General features: G+C 68.2%; 15 protein-coding genes. 11 read left to right on the top strand and 4 right to left on the bottom strand.

All coding sequences use genetic code 11. The features are described from left to right. Nucleotides 1-93 precede the first annotated feature (93 nt). The 7 genes from DI276_RS08380 (at nucleotide 94) to DI276_RS08350 (ending at nucleotide 8,463) form a co-directional block, all read left to right on the top strand. Nucleotides 94-1,308 carry an ROK family transcriptional regulator gene (locus DI276_RS08380; protein ID WP_112262686.1) on the top strand — a complete coding sequence of 405 codons (1,215 nt, stop codon included), beginning with the start codon at nucleotides 94-96 and terminating at the stop codon, nucleotides 1,306-1,308. A gap of 16 nt (nucleotides 1,309-1,324) precedes the next feature. Beyond that, nucleotides 1,325-2,653: an ABC transporter substrate-binding protein gene (locus DI276_RS08375; RefSeq protein WP_112262685.1), complete on the top strand. Its 1,329-nt coding sequence runs from the start codon at nucleotides 1,325-1,327 to the stop codon at nucleotides 2,651-2,653. An 11-nt stretch (nucleotides 2,654-2,664) separates the two neighbouring features. Next, nucleotides 2,665-3,639: a carbohydrate ABC transporter permease gene (locus DI276_RS08370; protein ID WP_112262684.1), complete on the top strand. Its 975-nt coding sequence runs from the start codon at nucleotides 2,665-2,667 to the stop codon at nucleotides 3,637-3,639. Beyond that, a complete protein-coding gene (locus DI276_RS08365) occupies nucleotides 3,636-4,529 on the top strand; it encodes a carbohydrate ABC transporter permease (RefSeq protein WP_112262683.1) in 894 nt (297 codons plus the stop codon). The genes DI276_RS08370 and DI276_RS08365 overlap by 4 nt, the downstream gene beginning before the upstream one ends. Beyond that, nucleotides 4,526-5,794, top strand: coding sequence for a 6-phospho-beta-glucosidase (locus DI276_RS08360; protein WP_112262682.1), 1,269 nt, complete (start codon nucleotides 4,526-4,528; stop codon nucleotides 5,792-5,794). The genes DI276_RS08365 and DI276_RS08360 overlap by 4 nt, the downstream gene beginning before the upstream one ends. Before the next feature lie 5 nt (nucleotides 5,795-5,799). After that, nucleotides 5,800-6,819, top strand: a complete 1,020-nt coding sequence (locus DI276_RS08355; RefSeq protein WP_112262681.1) for an N-acetylglucosamine kinase — start codon at nucleotides 5,800-5,802, stop codon at nucleotides 6,817-6,819. A gap of 855 nt (nucleotides 6,820-7,674) precedes the next feature. Next, on the top strand, nucleotides 7,675-8,463 hold the full coding sequence (locus DI276_RS08350; RefSeq protein WP_332874625.1) for an SGNH/GDSL hydrolase family protein: 789 nt from the start codon (nucleotides 7,675-7,677) through the stop codon (nucleotides 8,461-8,463). 139 nt (nucleotides 8,464-8,602) lie between these two features. On the opposite strand, the gene DI276_RS08345 is transcribed toward DI276_RS08350, so the two are convergent. Further along, on the bottom strand, nucleotides 8,603-11,368 hold the full coding sequence (locus tag DI276_RS08345; RefSeq protein ID WP_112262679.1) for an AfsR/SARP family transcriptional regulator: 2,766 nt from the start codon (nucleotides 11,366-11,368) through the stop codon (nucleotides 8,603-8,605). Nucleotides 11,369-11,434: 66 nt separating this feature from the next. Between DI276_RS08345 and DI276_RS08340 the strand changes: the two genes are divergently transcribed. Both DI276_RS08340 and DI276_RS08335 read left to right on the top strand, forming a co-directional pair. Next, nucleotides 11,435-12,505 carry an ADP-ribosylglycohydrolase family protein gene (locus DI276_RS08340; RefSeq protein ID WP_332874624.1) on the top strand — a complete coding sequence of 357 codons (1,071 nt, stop codon included), beginning with the start codon at nucleotides 11,435-11,437 and terminating at the stop codon, nucleotides 12,503-12,505. An 82-nt stretch (nucleotides 12,506-12,587) separates the two neighbouring features. Beyond that, a complete protein-coding gene (locus tag DI276_RS08335) occupies nucleotides 12,588-14,105 on the top strand; it encodes a purine-cytosine permease family protein (RefSeq protein WP_112262678.1) in 1,518 nt (505 codons plus the stop codon). Nucleotides 14,106-14,276: 171 nt separating this feature from the next. Here DI276_RS08335 and DI276_RS08330 read toward each other — a convergent pair whose 3' ends face one another. From DI276_RS08330 to DI276_RS08320, 3 genes are read right to left on the bottom strand one after another with little or no spacing between them, the layout of a single operon-like run. Continuing rightward, nucleotides 14,277-15,011, bottom strand: coding sequence for an FAD:protein FMN transferase (locus tag DI276_RS08330; protein ID WP_112262773.1), 735 nt, complete (start codon nucleotides 15,009-15,011; stop codon nucleotides 14,277-14,279). A gap of 8 nt (nucleotides 15,012-15,019) precedes the next feature. Continuing rightward, nucleotides 15,020-15,520 (bottom strand): FMN-binding protein, encoded by a 501-nt coding sequence (locus DI276_RS08325; RefSeq protein ID WP_112262677.1) that lies wholly within the window; start codon nucleotides 15,518-15,520, stop codon nucleotides 15,020-15,022. 14 nt (nucleotides 15,521-15,534) lie between these two features. Further along, nucleotides 15,535-16,635, bottom strand: a complete 1,101-nt coding sequence (locus tag DI276_RS08320; protein ID WP_232836527.1) for a ferredoxin reductase family protein — start codon at nucleotides 16,633-16,635, stop codon at nucleotides 15,535-15,537. A 384-nt stretch (nucleotides 16,636-17,019) separates the two neighbouring features. On the opposite strand from DI276_RS08320, the gene DI276_RS08315 reads away from it, so the two are divergent. Both DI276_RS08315 and DI276_RS08310 read left to right on the top strand, forming a co-directional pair. Continuing rightward, the gene (locus DI276_RS08315) at nucleotides 17,020-17,736 is read left to right on the top strand and encodes a response regulator transcription factor (RefSeq protein ID WP_109631358.1); all 717 of its coding nucleotides are present in this window, start codon (nucleotides 17,020-17,022) and stop codon (nucleotides 17,734-17,736) included. Continuing rightward, complete coding sequence (locus tag DI276_RS08310) at nucleotides 17,733-19,136, top strand: sensor histidine kinase (RefSeq protein ID WP_112262676.1); 1,404 nt, start codon at nucleotides 17,733-17,735, stop codon at nucleotides 19,134-19,136. The genes DI276_RS08315 and DI276_RS08310 overlap by 4 nt, the downstream gene beginning before the upstream one ends. Nucleotides 19,137-19,161: the final 25 nt, after the last annotated feature.

The following is a 19,161-nucleotide window of genomic DNA, read 5'->3' as shown; positions in this document are numbered from 1 at the left end:
TAACGGACCCATATCGGGGATTGACCGCGGTGAACCAGGTCACTACCGTCTCCACGAAATCGTCTGGAAAGTTAACAGACAGGAGCGGACCTAATGCGTGCCGGAAGCCCACGACTGCTGCGGGAGATCAACGACCGCGCAGCCATCGAGGCTTTGCTGCGCAACGGGCCGCTGACCAGGTCGGAGTTGGAGGGCCTGATCGGCCTCTCCAAGCCGGCGACCGCACAGCTGCTCACCCGGCTGGAAACCGCCGACACCGTGGTCCGCAACGGACTGCGCGGCGGTGGACGCGGGCCGCGTGCCCAGCTGTGGTCGGTCAACGGGGCCCTCGCGCACATCGCGGCCATCGACCTCACCCCCGAGACGGTCGACATCGCGATCGCGGACATCTCCGGCACCGTGCTCACCGAGCACAAGGCGCCGATGCCCGCGAAGTACGGAGTGCTCGAGGCGTTCGTGAGCGCGGTCGGCAAGGCGTGCGGGCAGGCAGGCCTGCAACCCGACCAGTTGCTGCACGCCGTGGTGGGCTGTCCGGGAGCGGTGAACCCCGCGAACGGCGAGCTCGCCTACGCACCACATCTGCCCGGCTGGAGCGGTTTCGACATGCCCGGCCGGTTGCGGGAGCAGCTCGCGACCTCGGTGAGCGTCGAGAACGACGTCAACCTGGTCGCACTGGAGGAGATGGTCGCCGGCAGGGCCACCGAGGTGCGCGACTTCGTCGTCATCTGGCCCGCCGACCTCGTCGGTGCCGCTGTCGTGATCAACGGGGTGCTGCTGCGCGGCGCCTCCGGTGGCGCGGGCGAGATCGACGGGCTGATGATCCCCGACCGCGCATCTGCCGACACCGACACGGACCGCTCCGGCGGCACGTTCGGTGAGCTGCTCAGCAACGCATCGATCTGCAAGCTCGCCAGGGCCCACGGGCTCGCCGCGCGCAACGGTCACGGTGCCGTGCGCAAGGCGTTGGCCGCGGGACCTGCGGGCCGGGAGTTCCTGGGTGATCTCGCCAGGCGCATCGCCACGGGTGTGGCCAGCGTCGTCGCGGTGCTCGACCCGGAACTCATCCTCCTGTCCGGCGACATCGCCCAGGCAGGCGGAACGACGCTGAACGATCTCGTTGCCGCGGAGTTGCGGCAACTGGTGGTGCCGAGGACGCCCGTCCAGCTGGCTCTGGTGACCGGGAAGCCGGTGCGCAGCGGCGCACTGCACTCGGCACTGGCGGTGGCCCGCGAGACGGTTTTCGGTCTGCCGGCAGCCACCACGGCTCCATTCCGCGGCCCTGTGTCGGTCGCCGGGTCCCCACGTTGATCGAGAAGGAGTGCACATGCGCAAGCACACCCGTGCTGCCTTGCTCTGTGTCGCCGCAGCGCTGACCCTCACCGCATGTGCGGCGGGCAAGGGTGGCGGCGCGAGTTCCGAAGCCGCAGCCGCTCCCGGCAAGGACGACAAGCTCACCCTCACGGTCTGGAGCAACTACTCCGACCGCGAGCTCGAAGAGGTCACCAAGGCCCTCAAGACGTTCAACAAGAAGTTCCCGAACATCGAGATCAAGCACGAGGGCTCGCAGGACGACGACAAGATCACCGCGGGCATCCGGTCGGGCAACACGCCGGACGTCGCACTGTCGTTCACCACCGACAACATCGGCCAGTTCTGCTCCTCCGGGGCGTTCCAGAAGCTGCAGCCCTACATCGACCGCGACAAGGTCGACCTGAACCAGATCTCGCCTGCCGTGCGCGAGTACACCGAGTACAAGGGCAACCGCTGCGCGATGCCCATGCTCACCGACGTGTACGCCATGTACTACAACACCGGCATGATGGCGGAGGCCGGCGTCGCGGCCCCGCCGAAGACGCTGGACGAGCTGTTCGAGGCCGCGAAGAAGCTGACCAAGAAGGCGCCGAACGGCGACATCGAGCGCGCCGGTTACCTGCCCACCATGGGCTTCTACGCCAACCGCCCGACCATCCTCGGCCCGTCGTTCGGTGCCGAGTGGACGACCCCGGACGGCAAGTCGGCGCTCGCCACCTCACCCGGCTTCACCGAGATGATGACGTTCCAGAAGAAGCTCGTGGACTTCTACGGCTTCGACGCGCTGGAGCGCTTCCGCGCCGGTCTCGGCCAGGAGTACTCGGCCGACCACGCGTTCCACCAGGGCAAGATCGCGATCATGATGGACGGCGAGTACCGCACCGCCTTCCTCAAGGCCCAGGCGCCACAGATCAAGTTCGGCACGGCTCCGTTCCCGACCTGGAAGCCCGCCGACTACGGCACCGCCTTCACCACCGGCACGATCATGGGCATTCCCAAGGGCGCCAAGAACCCCGGCGCCGCGTGGGAGCTGATCAAGCACCTGTCGTTCGACACCGACACGATCGTCGACCTGTCCAACGCCATCAAGAACGTGCCGAGCACCAAGGCCGCGATGGAGAGCCCGAAGCTCGAGGTGGACGCGCAGTTCAAGACGTTCATCGACCTGGCCAAGAGCGACAAGCTCAAGGGCAACCCGGTCACCCCGATCGGTGACGCGCACATCAAGGCCGTGACCGACTTCGCGGTGTCGTACACCTCGGGCAAGGAGCCGGACCTGGCTGCGGGCCTGAAGAAGGTCGACCAGAACATCGACGACCAGCTCGCCAAGAGCGGCAAGTAGGGGTTCGCAAGATGACCGCCACGCTCGGAGCTCGGCCCGCCCCCGGCAGGGGGCGGGCTCGTGCCCGCCACCGTCTCGCCGTGCTCGGGTTCATGGCCCCGGCCATCATCGGCTTCGTCCTGTTCTTCGGTTATCCGCTGGTCGCCACGGTCATCTTCTCGTTCACGAAGTACGACCTGATCAACGCACCGGAGTTCACCGGCCTCGACAACTACCTCTTCATGTTCAAGGATCCCTTGTTCACCAAGGCGATCCAGAACACGCTGTGGTTCGTCGCGGTGCTGACCATCGCGCGGACGGTGTTCGCGCTGGGCGTGGCGTCGGTCATCGCACGTCTCAAATCCGGCGTCGGCCTGATCCGCACGCTCTGCTACCTCCCGTCGCTGGCACCGCCGGTGGCCGCGACCCTCGTGTTCTTCATGGTGTTGCGCCCCAACGGCGGCCCGTTCGCCACGGTGCTCGGCTGGTTCGGGCTCGACTCACCGCTGTGGTTCTCCGACCCGATGTGGGCCAAGCCCGGCATCACCGCGATCATGCTGTGGATCTCCGGCGACCTGATGATCATCATCCTGGCCGCGATCCTCGACGTGCCGCAGGAGCAGTACGAGGCCGCCGAGCTCGACGGCGCCGGCCCGATCCGCCGGTGGTGGCACGTGACGCTGCCGACGATCTCCCCGGTGCTGCTCTTCGGCATCGTGAACTCGGTGATCCTCGCGTTGCAGCTCTTCACCCAAGCCGTCGTCGCGGGGTCGGCGGGCTCGGGTTCAGCGGACTCGACGGGATCGACGAAGTACCTCGGGTTCCCGGACAACTCCACGCTGACGTTCCCGGTTTACCTGTACACACAAGGCTTCCGCTACTTCGACATGGGTTACGCCGCCGCGATGGCGACGGTCCTGTTCATCATCTCGTTCGGCGTGACGATCGTGCTGGTGCAGCGGATGCGCAAGGGCTCCGCCGCTGAGGAAGGGGGCCCGGGAGCATGACCGCCACGCTCGCCAAGCCACCGCTGGACGTCCCGGCCGAGCCGGAGCTGCCGAAGAAACCCCGTGACGTCAGGGGAATCCTCAACTGGGTCGCCACGCACGCGATCGGCCTCGCGCTGGGCCTGATGTTCGCGACGCCCGTGCTGTTCGTCTTCCTCACCGCCGTGATGTCCGACGACCAGGCCTTCACCTCGAACCTGTGGCCGACGGAATGGCACTGGGAGAACTTCGTCGAGGTCTTCGACAAGGCCCCGCTGTTCCAGTACCTGTTCAACAGCCTCACGTACTCGCTGCTCGCGACCGCGGGCATGCTGCTCTCGTCGATCCCGGCCGCCTACGCACTGGCGAAGCTCCGATGGCGCGGCCGCAACGTGGCGTTCCTGCTGGTGATCGGCGCGATGATGCTGCCACCGCAGGTCGTCGCGGTGCCGCTGTACGACACGTGGTCGTCGCTCGGCCTGACCGGCACGCTGTTGCCGTTGATCGCGCCGTACTTCCTTTTCGACGCGTTCAGCATCTTCTTGCTGCGTCAGTTCATGCTGACCATCCCGCAGTCCTATGTGGACGCCGCACGGGTGGACGGCTGCTCGGAGTTCCAGACACTGGTGCGGATCATCGTGCCGATGGCCAAGCCCGGCATCGCGGCCACGGCGCTGTTCTGCTTCCTCTTCACCTGGAACGACTACTTCGGCCCGTTGCTCTACACCGGTGAGGTGAAGGAGCAGTGGACGTTGTCGCTGGCACTGGCGACGTTCAAGGGCATGCACATCGTGCAGTGGAACTCAGCAATGGCGGTGACGTTCCTGACGATGATCCCGGCGATCATCCTCTTCATCTTCGCCCAGAAGTCGTTCGTCAAGGGCATCACCTTCACAGGAGTCAAGGGATGAAACTGACCGTCGTCGGTGGCGGGTCCACCTACACACCGGAGCTGATCGACGGCATCGCCGGACGCCGCACCAGCCTCGCGGTGGACGAGATCGTCCTCGTCGACCCGGACGAGCACCGCCTGTCGATCATCGGCCCGTTCTGCCAGCGCTTGCTGGAGCACGCCGGCCACCCGGCGAAGGTGCGCACGACAACGTCGCTGGAACAGGGCGTAGAGGGCGCGTCAGCGGTTCTCCTCCAGCTCAGGGTAGGCGGCCAGGCGGCCCGCGCCTCCGACGAGACGTTCCCGCTCACCTGCGGGTGCGTGGGCCAGGAGACGACCGGCGCCGGCGGCCTGGCCAAGGCCCTGCGCACTGTCCCGGTCGTCCTGGACATCGCCGACAAGGTCCGTTCGATCGCCGGCGAGAACACCTGGATCGTGAACTTCACGAACCCGGTCGGCATCGTGACCCGCGCCCTCCTCCAAGCCGGCCACAAGGCCATCGGCCTGTGCAACGTGGCGATCACCTTCCAACGCTGGACCTCCGGCCTGCTGGGCGTCGATCCGTCCACTGTGGAACTCGAACACGTCGGCCTGAACCACCTCACGTGGGAACGCGGCGTCCACGTCGACGGCGTGGACCGCCTTCCCGAGCTGCTCTCCCAGCACGCGGAAGGCCTCGCCGAGCACATCGGCATCGACGCCTCCCTCATGCAGCGCCTGAACATGGTTCCCTCGTACTACCTCAACTACTTCTACAACCACGACCAGGTCGTGAAGAAGCAGCGCACCGAACCGCCGCGCGCCGAGGTGGTCGCAACAGTCGAGAAGGAACTGCTCGACATCTACAGCGACCTTTCAGTCGTCACAAAGCCAGAACAGCTGTCCCAACGCGGCGGCGCCTACTACTCGGAAGCCGCCGTGCAACTCGTGCACGCGCTGACGGGCGGCGGAGGCGCCGAGAAGCACGTGGTGAACGTGCAGAACAACGGCACGCTCCCCTTCCTCCCCGACGACGCCGTGATCGAGGTCTCGTCCACAGTGGACAACAACGGCGGCACCCCGCTGCCAGTCCGCCCGGTGGAACCCTCCATCTCCGGCCTCATCTCACACGTGACCGCCTACGAATACCTCGCACTGGAGGCCGCCCTGCACGGCGGCCGCGACCGAGTGGCGAACGCACTGCTCGCCCACCCGCTGATCGGCCAGCACGCCATCGCGGACCAGCTGGCCGACGAGCTGATCGCGCAGAACCGCGATCTGCTGCCGTGGGTGAAGGGAGCCTGACACCAATGACCGACCGTGTGCTCGCGATCGACGGCGGGAACAGCAAAACCGCAGTCCTACTGGTCGACGCGGACGGCAAGGTGCTCGCGCAGGTGCGCGGCCCAGGAGCCCCGCCGCAGACAGTGGGCATGAAGCGCGGACTGGACGTGTTCGACGGCCTGGCACGCGAAGCCGCAGCGCAAGCGGGACTGTCCCCGAACGAACCGATCGCCGCACACACAGCCGCCTACCTGGCAGGCGCCGACCTGCCACGCGAAGAAGAAGACCTGACCCGCGCAATCACCGAACGAGGCTGGTCCTCCTCCGTAGTGGTAGGCAACGACACGTTCGCCCTCCTCCGCGCAGGCACCGGCTCAGGCGTAGGCGTGGCCGTGGTCTGCGGCGCAGGCATCAACGCAGTAGGCGTGGCCCACGACGGCCGCACCCACCGCTTCCCAGCCCTGGGCGCAATCTCCGGCGACTGGGGAGGCGGCGGCCAACTGGGCAACGACGCCCTGTGGCACGCGGTCCGAGCCGAAGACGGCCGAGGCAAGCCAACCGAACTCCTCCCAGCTCTACTCGCGCACTACGGCGAATCCTCAATCCTCAAGGTGGTCGAGAAAATCCACTTCGAGGAACTCGAACTGGACCCGCACGCCCTCTGCCCGATCGTCTTCGAGGTAGCGGCACGCGGCGACTCCGTGGCGTTGGCCCAGATCGAGCGCCTGATCGAGGAGATCGTTCTCCTCTCAACCGTCTCGCTGACGAAGCTCGACCTGTTGGACGAGCCCGTCGACATCGTCCTAGGCGGCGGCGTCCTGACCAACACAGGCGAAGTAGTGGTGGGCCCAGTCCGCGAACGCGTGCTCAAGCAGGCCCCGCTGGCCCAGGTACGAGTGGTGGACGTCCCCCCGGTGGTAGGCGCCGCACTGCTCGGCCTGGACACCATCGGCGCGTCGCCGGGCGCAGAACTGAGGCTGCGCTCGGCCTACAACGACCACCTTCCCGCCACTCCGTCCACTCTGGACGCGATAGCGAGCGGGTGACCAGACCCCGTCTCAGGGGGTAGATCGGCGGCGGCGCCCCCTGAGACGGTCCCAACCCCACTGCTCGGGGCAGATCGGCGGCGGCGTCCCGAGCAGTGGTCCCACCCCTTTCCGAGGGGGAGCTGATCGGCGGCGGCGCTCCCCTTCGGAAAGGTCCCACGGCCCCCGCAGAGACGTCACGCGCCGACGTCGCTGCGGGGGTTTTCCACGTGCTCCGACGAAGAAGGCGCAGAAGTCAACGGCTCGGACGAGATCGAAGGCAAGTCCACCGAAGGCACCACCGTCGTGCCGACCACGCTCGTCCGAGGCTCGCCCTCCGGCGTGACCACGGGATTCGAGTGCGGCGGCGGAGTGACCACGACCCGAGACCCAGCCCTGGAACTGGGCGCCACCTTCACGGCAGAAGGCACCGGGGTGAACTCCATGGGCGGCTGATCCCCGCCGATCTGCGCGATCTCGGGCTCAACAGACGAACCTCCAGGCTCGGCCCCAGGCCCAGGCACAGGAACCACCCCAGCAGTCATGGCCACCCCAGCCAGCACGCCGACCGTGAGCAGCGCGACACCAACCGAAATGGAAGGAAGCGGCAAACCAGAACGCACGGCACCAGAAGCTAGCGACCGATTGAGACAAAACCCCAGGATCACCCCATGATCGGCCCAGGGATCGCCCGGACGAGCCTCAAGCTTCCCTCGATCGGGTGGTAAAAGGATCGTCACCCACAGCGACAAAACCTACGATTGCGTAACCGACGGTGGCGTAACCACCCGTTGATTGTGCATGCTAACCAGTCGCCTGCGAACGGGAGCCGCAGGCGGGCAGGGCAGAGCAGGAAGCGACGCAAAGGGGGATGTTGTGCTGCTGCGATGGAACAGTCTCGTGTCCCTGGGGGACAGCTTCACCGAGGGCATGGACGATCCGGGCCCTGGAGACACCTACGTGGGCTGGGCCGACCGCCTGGCCGGATTGATCGCCCAACAGGCACCTGACTTCAGATACGCCAACCTCGCGATCAGAGGCAAGATGCTGCAGGAGATCATCGACGAGCAAGTCACCCTGGCGACCGAGCTGAAACCGGACCTCGTCACGTTCTGCGGCGGCGGCAACGACCTCATGCTCCCGAACAGCGACCCGGACGCGCTGGCCGAGGTCTACGAGGTGGCGGTGGCCGACCTCAGGGCGGCCGGCTCGGACGTCCTCATCTTCACCGGCTTCGACACGCGCTCCACCCCGCTGCTCAGGAGCCTCCGCGGCAAGATCGCCATCTACAACTCGCACCTGTGGTCGATCGCCGAGCGCTACCACTGCCGGATGGTCGATCTCTGGTCGATGCACGCGCTGCACGACCGGCGTGCGTGGAGCGAGGACAGGCTGCACCTGTCGCCGGAGGGGCACCAGCGGGTCGCGCTGAAGGCCGCGCAGGTTCTCGGGCTGACGGACGACCACTCGTGGGACGCGCCGTGGCCCGCGCTGCAGCAGGCGGACTGGGTCACCCAGCGCAAGGCCGACCTGAAGTGGGCGCGCGAGCACGTGGTGCCGTGGATCGGCCGGACGTTGCGGGGCGAGTCGATGGGCGACGGACTGGCGCCGAAGCGGCCGGAGCTGCTGCCGCTCGCCCGTTGCACCGAAGAGAACTTCCAATGACGAAAAGCCCGACCGGCACTCTCCCCCGAATGCCGGTCGGGCCTCTCAATGCAGGCGCCTTACCCCCTCGGCAATCCCCCACTCGGCGGCCTGCACGTTCCACATTCCCATGTTTTGGGACCAGACGACTAAACAGCCGCTAAACCTCGGACGACAGCGAGTCCAAAGCAGCACGGACCTCGACCGCCCGCGCGGAGTTGACCTGCGCGTACAGGCGCAGCGCCTCCGTCAATTCCGCTGCCGCAGCAACCCATTCCGCCCGCCGGAGCAGCACCCCGCCGAGCACCTGGCGGCCAAAGCCTTCGAGGTGCGTCACCTCGGCGACGGCTGCCTGGTCGACGACCTGGCGCGCCAACGACTCCGCCTGGTCCAGCAGGCCGGCTTCCAGGCTGAGCTCCGCCAGGTTCGCGAGACCTCGGATCAACGCGACCTGGTCGCCGGAACGCCGGTACACCTCGACCGCGTGCGCCTGGTGCTGCAGCGCGACGTCCACCCGGCCGCGGGCCTGTTCGACCTGCGCCACGTTGTTCAGGCCGTGGCCCTCACCGACGACGTCACCGGACTGCTGCGCGAGCTGCACCGACTCCCAGAAGTGCAGCAACGCCTCGTCGTGGTGCTTCAGGCGGAACAACACATCCGCGAGCTGGGCGAGTGTCAGCACCAGGTACTGACGCTCGCCCAGTTCCGAAGCGAGCCGGTGCGCGCGGCGAGCGTCCGGCAGCAGGACAGGACGTCCCAGCCTGGCGTTCGTCGTGTAGGTCGTGTCCAGCATCAGGACCTGGCCGAGGCGGCTCCCCGTCACCTCGGCCGCGGCCAGGCCGAACCCGACCAGCGCGACCCACTCCCCGGTGAGCGCGCGCACGGTCGCGTAGGTGTGCAGGAGCCGAACCAGCTGCCACACCTGGTCGTGCAGGCCCGACTCCGCGGCCGCGTGCACGATCGCCACGATGTTCGGCCACTCCTGGTCGAACCACGCGACCGGGTCGCCGAACGCCGGCAGCGACGTGGAACCGTTGTCCCCCAACGCGAAGTCCAGGCCGTCGCGCGCCGGTCGGATGGCGCGGCGCACGTGGTCGCACGCGACGAGGTAGTAGTTCACCAGGCGCCGCAACGAGTCCAGGTCCGCACGGCCGGCTCCACGCACGTACAGCCGCACCAGCTCGTGCATCGTGAACCCGTCCGGCCACGGCTCGACCAGCAGGTTCACCTCGACGAGCTGCGCCAGCCGCGAACGCGCGGAGTCGATGCGAGTCCGGGTCAACGCGGCGACGGCGTGCGACGACATCCACCGGCCGGGCGCCATGCCGACGGACGTGAAGACTTCGCCGAGCTCGGACGGCAGGTCGCGGGTCGACAGGTCCAGCGCCCGCGAGACCCCCACGCCTGCCTCAGGTAGGTCCAAGCCGCGCAACCGGTGCCCGTCGTCGGCCAGCTCCCCCACCAGCTCCTCGACCGTCCACTCCGGACTGATCACGAGCTTGGCCGCGGCCACCCGCAGCGCCAGCGGCAGTCCGCCGCAAAGCTCGGCCAGCTTGCGCGCGGCCACCGGGTCTTCCGCGGACAGCGGCTTGCCCAGCACGTCGTCCACGAGCTCACGCGCGGCGTCGTCGTCCAACGGCCCGAGCTTGCGCACGCGAGCGCTGTTGGTGACGACCAGCCGTTCCAGCTTCGACCGCGACGTCACCAGCACCACCGAGCCGGAACCCGGCGGCAGCAACGGCTGCACCTGCTCGAAGCCGGTCGCGTCGTCCAGCACCACCAGCACGCGGCGGCGGTGCAGCAACGACCGGTACAGCCCGACGCGGTCCTCCACCGCGACCGGCACCCCGTCCGCCGGAACCCCCAGCGCCACCAGGAACCTGGTCAGCACCTCGCCCGGTTCGGTGTCTCCCAAAGAAGCGAACAACACGCCGTGCGGGAACATCTCGGAGTTCTCGTGGCCCCACGTGATCGCCAGCGCGCTCTTGCCGACACCGGGCGCACCGGTCAGCACAGCCACGGTCGTGCCGAGCAGGTTCCGCGCGGCACACACGTTGTCCAGCCACGCCTTGTCGTCGTCCCGGCCGAACAGGCGCGAAGCAGCAGCAGGCAGCAGCGCCGGTGACACGATCCCCGCCCGCGGCGCGACGGGACGCGACTCGACGGGGCCGATCAGGCTCAGCGCCGGGTCGTCGCGCAGCACCTGCTCCTGCAGCAACCGCAGCTGCGGCCCGGGATCGATGCCCAGCTCCTCGCCCGCACGACGCTGGAACCGTTGGTAGGCCTCGAGAGCGTCGGCCCGCTGCCCGGACCGGTACAGCGCCCGCATGCTGTGCGCCACCAGCCGTTCCCGGTACGGGTACTCGGTGCACAGCCCGCGCAGTTCGCCCACCAGCTCCAGGTGCCGGCCGAGCTCGAGCTCGGCGTCGATGCGCTCCTCCAACGCCGACAGCCGGAGCTCTTCGAGGTCGGAGGTCATCGGGTCGCCCGGTACGTCGGCGAGCACCGGCCCGCGCCACAGACCCAACGCCTCGCGCAACAAGCCCGCCCTGATGGCGGCGGGCTTGCCGCGGGAAGACGCCACGAGCTGCCGGGCGCGGTGCAGGTCGAGACGCCACGGGTCCACGGTCAGCTGGTACCCGGTCGGCGTGGTGCGGATGGTCGCGGACGCCGACGGGTCGGCCTCCTCCAGCACCTTGCGCAACCGCGAGACGTAACCGTGCACGATCGTCCGCGCCGTGGCGGGCGGCGACTCCGTCCACAGCGCGTCGACGATCTGGTCGATCGAGACGGGTCGGTTCGCCTCGACGACCAGCATGGCCAGCAGTCCGCGCATGCCGCGGCGGCCGAGCTGGATCAGCCGTCCGTCCGCGAGCACCTGGAGTGGACCGAGCACGCCGAACTCGAGTCCGGTTTTGCTCCGCATGCCCCTCCCTCGCACCCGCTGACCTCGTTACTTCAACAGGTGTGAGACGCGACGTCTCAGATACAAGTGCGGCCGAAGTTCGCGGGACGCTACTGTTCACGGGTGCCGCGAGATCGGAATTCCGTGGTTGACCGCGGCGCCGGGTGCCTCCTCGGCGGCGCTCTCGGTGATGCGCTCGGCGCGCCTGTGCAGTACCTCGGTCTGGCCGACATCCAGCGTGAACACGGTCCAGAAGGTGTGCTCGCTCCACCGAAGCCCGCGCTCTTCACCGACGACACCCAGCTGACGCTCTTCACCGCCGACGGCTACCTGCGCGCCTGGGTGCGCGGGAAGCGCACCGGCGAGTGGGAGCCGTCGGAGATGGTGTGGCACAGCTACCGGCGCTGGTTGGTCACCCAGCAGCAGCCGGCCCCGGAACGGGGTGCGGTGGGGCTGCTCGCAGACGAACGGCTGTACGAGAGCCGTTCGCCGGGTTTGACGTGCCTGCGCGCGCTCGCCGCCGACACCATGTCCACGCCGACTGATCCGCACAACGAGTCGTCGGGCTGCAACGGCGTCACGCGCACCGCGCCCGCCGGTTTCGCGCCGTCCGCAGCGATCGCCTACGACCTGGGCTGCCGGTTCGCGGCGCTCACCCACGGCGGCACGGGCGGCTGGGTGTCCGGTGGCGCACTGGCGTTGCTGGTCCACCTGCTCGCCGTGAAGGGCAGGCCGTTGCGCGAGGCGATCGACCAGGTCATCGGCCGGGTGCTGCGCGACGACACCTACACCGCGACGGTGCTGACGCGCGCCGTGGTGCTGGCCGAGGAGCACGACGGTTCGTCGTCCGTGCGCGTCGACCGGCTCGGCAGCGGCTGGACCGGCCCGGAAGCGCTGGCGATCGCGGTCTACACCGTGCTGACGCATCCGAAGCCCGTGCAGTTCGTGGACGCGATGCGCGCTGCTGCCAACCATTCCGGCGGCAGTGACGCCACGGCGGCGTTGACCGGCAACATCCTCGGCGCCTTGCACGGCACGGAAGCACTGCCTCGCGACTGGCTGAGCGGGCTGGAGCTCGTGGACGTGCTGGACGCGATGGGCCGCGATCTCGGCTGCTCCGCGGTGAACCTCGACTTCAACGAGGACCGCTACGCCTGAGGTTGAATCGTCCAATCCTCAACCAGGGATTGGACGATTCATCCAGTGTTCCAGGTCACTCGTGGGTTTGTAGCGTCGGCGCATGCCAGCGCAACCGCCGCCGCTCACCCAGGTCGAGACCAACGGGATCGAGCGGATCCCGGACGACGAACGCACCGCGACCCCGTTCGACCTGTTCCGCCTGGCCTTCGGCGGTGCCAACACGTTCTCCACCTGCGTGCTGGGAGCGTTTCCGATCCTGTTCGGACTCTCGTTCTGGCAGGGCTTGGGCGCGACAGTGCTCGGCGTGCTCGCCGGGGCGTTGCTCCTCTGCCCGATGGCGATCTTCGGCCCGATCAACGGCACCAACAACGCGGTCTCCTCGTCGGCGCACCTCGGCGTGCACGGCCGGATCGTCGGCTCGTTCCTGTCGCTGCTGACCGCGGTGGCCTTCTTCTCCATTGCCGTCTGGAGCTCGGGCGACGCGCTGGTAGGCGGCGCGCACCGGTTGTTCGGGATGCCGCGCAGCACGTTGTCCTACGCGATCGCGTACGGGGTGTTCGCGGTTCTCGTGCTCGTCGTGTGCACGTACGGGTTCCGGTTCATGCTCTTCGTCAACAAGATCGCGGTCGTCTCGGCGACGCTGCTCTTCGTGCTCGGCGTGGTGGCCTTCGCGGGTGACTTCGACCCGGCGTACGCGGGCACGGTCACGCAGGACCTGTTCTGGCCGGCGTTCATCGGGTCGGCGCTGATCGTGCTGGCGAACCCGGTGTCGTTCGGTGCTTTCCTGGGCGACTGGTCGCGCTACATCCCGGCGACCACCCCGCACCGCCGGGTGGTCGCGGCGGCGTTCCTGTCCCAGATCGCGACGCTCGTACCGTTCGTCTTCGGCCTCGCCACCGCGAGCATCATCGCCGCCAAAGCACCGTCCTATGTGGATCCGGCGAGCCAGGACTTCGTCGGCGGCCTGCTGGCGATCGCACCGCAGTGGTTCTTCCTGCCGGTGTGCCTGCTCGCGCTGATCGGCGGGATGTCGACGGGCACGACCGCGCTCTACGGCACCGGCCTGGACTTCTCGAGCGTGTTCCCGCGGCTGTCCCGCGTGCAGGCGACGGTGCTCGTCGGCGCGCTGGCCGTGGTGTTCATCTTCGTCGGCCGCTTCGGGTTCGACCTGGTGCGGAGCATCTCGACGTTCGCCACGCTGATCATCACCTGCACCACCCCGTGGATGGTGGTGATGTTGCTCGGCCTGTTCACCCGGCGCGGCTGGTACGACCCGGAGGCGCTGCAGGTGTTCAACCGACGTCAGCGCGGCGGCCGGTACTGGTTCGCGCACGGCTGGAACTGGCGTGGCATGACGGCCTGGTGGGTCGCGGCGGTCACGGGTGTCCTGTGCACCAACCTGCCCGGCCAGTTCGTCGGACCGCTGGGGAATCTCGCCGGCGGCGTGGACATCAGTCTGCCGCTGTCGATCGCGGTCGCCGCCGTGCTGTTCCTGGCGCTGCTCTTCGTGTTTCCCGAACCGCGCGCGGTCTACGGTCCCGAGGGCCCGCGGCTGGTGCGCGCTGCCGACGTGCCGGTCCCGCCGATCACCAGCCCCGTGGTGCCCGTCCCGGCCTAGAAAACAGAAAGAGCCCGCCGGCGCGCGCTCCCGAATTCGCTCGCCTGCAGGCTCTTCCGCACGAGGTGTTGGTCGACAGCAGGCCGGGTCTTGCCCCGAGCGCGAGCTCCGATCCAGCTCTTGATCAACGAAATCCGTGCCCCGGAGTCGATGCTCCGTTGGGCGGGCATGTTAACAGACATGTACCGGAAGTCCAGGGCTCGAGAACACGCGACGATCTTCGTCGACGATGAAGACCTCGCAGTCCTCTTGTGCCGCCGCCCACTCGATTCCGTCCCTGCCCAGCGCAAACGCTGCTGTGGCAGTGGTGTCCGCGATCGCGAGGTCGTCGGAGAAAACCGTTACCGACAAGAGTCCTGAGACGGGCTGACCGGTACGGCCGTCCAGGATGTGCTGGCCGCGTTCGTACAACGCTGACGTGGCAACGGCTCCGTCGCGCACGCCGAGCACGACGCAGAGCTGGTCCTCCAGATCAGGATGCCGAACGCCCACGCGCCAAGGTTTTCCGGGCTCCGGCTCGCCGGCCGTGACGACGTCGCCACCCGCGTTGAGGCAGAACGTCGTCGCGCCGCCCTTCCGCAGCAGATCCGCGGCACGCTGCACGGCCCAGCCCTTCACCACCGCGCACGGGTCGAGCCCGCGTCCCGGTACCTGTGCCGTGAACGCACCGCCCGTCGACTCCTCGTACCAGTCGCACAGCGAGAGGACCTCGACCAGGTCCGGGGTGAGCTCTTCCCTGGTGAGCTCACCCCGGTCCAGCCGGGACACCTCGCTGTCCGGCTTGAAGGGCGAGAACTGGGCATCCGCCTGCCGCAGCGAAGCGAACGCCCGCTCGGCCAGTACGGCGTCCCCGTCACGCAGGTCCACCGAGATCGGCAGGCCCATGATCTGTTCGACGCGCCGCACCGACATTCCTACTGCGCTCCGTCGATCGCCGCCTGCAGCGACTGCTTGTAGCCCTCGGAGGTGTAGGTCGCGCCGGACACCGTGTCGATGTCCGCGCTCTGCGCCTTCAACGCGGACTCCCGCAGGATCGGCAGCGCCATCCTGGTCGGGTTGCTGTTCGGTGCCCGCAACGCCTTGACGTCGGTGATCTTGGTGCCCTGGAAGGTGACCTGGACCTGTACGGTGCCTTCCTCCGTGTTCACCGCCGGACCGGACACGGTCCTGGTCTGGGCCTGCTGTTGCTGTTGCTGGGGCTGAGTCGTCGGCGCGGATCCGGTCGCCTTGGGCGCGGACCCGGTCGTCTTCGGAGCCGTGGTCTGCGGAGCGGCCTGCTTTTGGGGCTGCTGCTGGGTTTCCGGTGCGGCGGCGGCCTCGTTGATCTCGCCCTCGTGCGCGGCACCCGGCGAGTACAGCCAGACCGGAACCAGGCCGGCCACGCTCAGCGCCAGTACGGGAATTGCCCTCTTCACGTCGTCGGACCCTCTCAGTTGGCCAGCGCGAAGCGCTCGGCGTGGACCTGGTTGCTGGGCACTCCCAGTTCGTCGAGGCTGCGCACCACCGCGTCGGTCATGCCGTTGGGGCCGCAGATGAAGACGTCGCGGTCCTGCACGTCCGGCACCAGCGCGGCGATGTTCTCCGGGCCGAGCAACGGGCCGTTCGCGGTGATCGTCTTCGAGGAACCGGTGACCAGGCGCAGCACCGCGCCCTTGGCCCTGGCGAGACCTTCGAGCTCGCGCAGCAGCACGGCCTCGCGCGGGTCGCTCACCCGGTACAGCACCACGACGTGGCCCTTGATCTCCTCCAGCAGCGCGCGGATCGGCGTGATGCCGACACCACCCGCGACGAGGAGTGCGTTCGGCTTGGTCTGGTGCATGGTCGTGAAGGCGCCGTACGGGCCCTCGGCGAACACTCGGGTGCCGACCTTGATGTTGCGGATGTCGGCGCTGCCCTCACCCAACGCCTTCGCGGTGAGCCGCAGGTACTTCTCGTTCGGCGCCGCGGACAGCGAGAACGGGTTGGCCTGCCACCAGCGGTCCTTGGTGAGGAAGCGCCACAGGAAGAACTGACCGGCCTTGGCGCCCAGCTGGTCCAGGTCCTTGCCCTCGATGTAGACGGAGACGACGTTGTGCGCCTCCGGCACGACCGCGGCGACCCGGAACTGGTGACGCCAGTTGCGCCAGAACGGCAGCACCAACCGTCCGATCACGACGGAGCCGATCGCGAACGCCCAGAGACCCCACCAGTAGCCGGTGGCGAGCGCGGACTTGCGGAACGTGCTGCCGACCGCCACCTGGTGCGTGAACGCGAGGAAGATCGCGATGTAGGTGTACAGGTGGATGAAGTGCCAGGTCTCGTAGGCCAGCTTCCGCCGCGCGAACCGGGCCGAGACGACGCCGACGATCATGATGATCGCCCACGCGACCAGCGCGCGGAGGATGCCCTCCAGCTCGGTGGCCTGGCGGACGACCTCGGCGATCGGGCCGTCGGCACCGGCGTTGCCGAACGCGATGAAGACCAGGTGGCCGATCAGCATCCAGAAGATCGTGAAGCCGACCCAGCGGTGCCACGAGGTCAGCTTGTCCATGCCGAGCCTGCGGTCGAGCCACGGCAGCCGCGCGACCCAGCAGCAGCTGGAACGCCATGGCGAGCGCGCCGTAGAGACCGGTCAGGCGACCGAAGTTGACCAGCTTGTTCGACCCGACGCCGGCCGCGTTGAACAGGTAGGTCACGAACGCCGCGTTGGCCAGCAGGAACGCGTAGAGGCCGGCTTTGGCCAGCACCTTGTGCGGCGTCGCGCGCCCGGCCGCAGCCGGTCGCACGGGTTGCTGCAGGGTGGTCGTCACGGCGGACTCCTCGGTCGGGCGGTCTGTGGCGGTCGTTCGGTCTTTCTCGATCCTGGGCGTCTGAGCTGTGGCTCCGCTTTGCACGGGCTGTCGACTTCCTGTCGATCGAGCGAGTGGAGCACCAGGTGACGCACCATGAGCACGTGGACAAGGGGAACTCGGTTCGATTGCTCGTCGTGGACGACGAGCCGCACATCGCAGACCTGGTCGCGACGGTCGCCCGGTACGAGGGCTGGCAGGCCGCGACCGCGCTCAACGGCGAGGACGCCCTGAGAGAGGCCGCCGAGTTCCAGCCGGACATCGTCGTGCTCGACCTCATGCTGCCTGACCTGGACGGATTCACCGTTCTTGATCGAATGCGCGCAGCCGGGGCGATGGTCCCCGTGGTGTTCCTGACGGCCCGTGACGGCACCGCGGACCGTGTGGCGGGACTCACTCGCGGCGGCGACGACTACCTCGTAAAACCGTTCTCCGTCGAGGAGCTGATGGCCCGGTTGCGGGCCGTGCTGCGCCGCTCGACCGGTCCGTCCTGGAAGCGCTCGGTGCTCAAGGTGTCCGATCTCGTGATGGACGAGGACACCCGAGAGGTCCGGCGCGGCGGCAAGCTCGTGACGTTGACCCCGACCGAGTACGAACTGCTCCGCTACCTGATGCGCCGCTCACCGGCCGTGCTGACGAAGGCGCAGATCCTCGACCACGTGTGGGAGTACGACTTCGGCGGCCGCTCGAACGTGGTCGAGCTGGTCATCTCCCACCTGCGCCGCAAGCTCGACGACGGCCGCGAGCCGTTGATCCACACCGTGCGCGGTGTGGGGTACGTGCTCCGCCGAGCAGCAGAATGAAGCCCGTCGGTCAGTGGCGGCTCGGCACGCGCCTCGCACTGGGTCTGGGCGCGCTGGCGCTGACGGTGTTCGTGATCGTCGGCTGGGTCATGGTCACGTCGATGAAGGACTTCCTGGACCGGCGCCTGGACCAGCAGATGGAGATCAGCCAGAAGGGCGCTGCCTACGAGGTCGAGCACTACGACAAGGTCAGCAAGCTGCCGCCGGACTGGTTCGCGGTCATCTACAAGATGCAGAACGGCGAACTGCGTCCCCAGCCGGGTGAACAGCAGCCGGAGGACCGGGAGGAGTTCGACGCCATCGCGAAGAAGGCGTTGAACGGCGACCTGTTCGAGACCGAGTACCTGCGCGGCGACGGCAAGTTCCGGCTGCGCGCCTGCCAGATCGTCCAGGGCGAGGTCGTGCTGGTCAGCGCGGCCCCGATGAACGACAGGGACGGCACGATCTCCCAGCTGATCACGGTCAGCGTGATCGCGTTCCTGGCCGCGCTGGTCGCGCTGGTCGTCGGCGGCCAGGCGTTGATCCGCAAGGGCATGCAGCCGCTGTCGCACATGGCCGACACCGCGCACGACATCTCGTCGCACGACCTGACCGACTCGGCTCTCGCGGCGCGGGTGGAGGGCAAGGGCGGCGGCGTCGAGGTGGAAGAGCTGCGCGAGGCGTTCAACAACATGCTCGCGCACATCGACTCTTCTTTGGCCGCCCGCACGGCCGCAGAGCAACGGCTGCGGCGGTTCATCGCGGACGCGTCACACGAGCTGCGCACGCCCTTGACCTCGTTGCGCGGCTACGCGGACCTCTTCCGGTACGCCGCGGCCAACGAGCCGGGCGAACGCGAGAAGCACCTGGAGAAGCTGCGGTCGGAGGCGTCGCGGATGAGCGTGCTGCTCGACGACCTGTTGTTGTTGGCACGCCTGGACTCCGCGGAGTCCGAACCACCGCTGCGCCCGGAGGAGACGAACCTGGCGATGATCGCCGAGGCGGCCGCCGACGCATTCCGCGCGGTCCGTCCGTCGCACTCGTTGGAGGTCGACGCCGACACGGTGACCATGCGCGCGGACGCGACCCGGTTGCGGCAGGTGCTCGACAACCTGCTGACCAACGCGGCCGTCCACACGCCGGCCGGCACCTCGGTGTCGTTGCGAGTGCGGTCCGAGAACAACTGGGCTGTCGTGCAGGTGAGCGACACCGGTCCCGGCATCCCGGAGGCCGACCAGGCGCGGATCTTCGACCGGTTCTACCGCGTCGACAACTCGCGGACCCGCCAGCGCGGCGGCAGCGGCCTGGGCCTGGCCGTAGTGCAGTCACTCGTCGAAGCCCACGGCGGCACGATCACCCTCACCAGCCATCCCGGCTCGACGACCTTCACGATCCGCCTCCCCCGCCGCCTGCTCGACTGACCGCACGCGGGGCGCTCCCGTACTC

The organism is Lentzea terrae (assembly GCF_003265345.1).
GTDB lineage: Bacteria > Actinomycetota > Actinomycetes > Mycobacteriales > Pseudonocardiaceae > Lentzea > Lentzea terrae.
The sequence above is the reverse complement of the archived record's forward strand: the minus strand, read 5'-3'. Positions and strand labels throughout refer to the sequence as shown.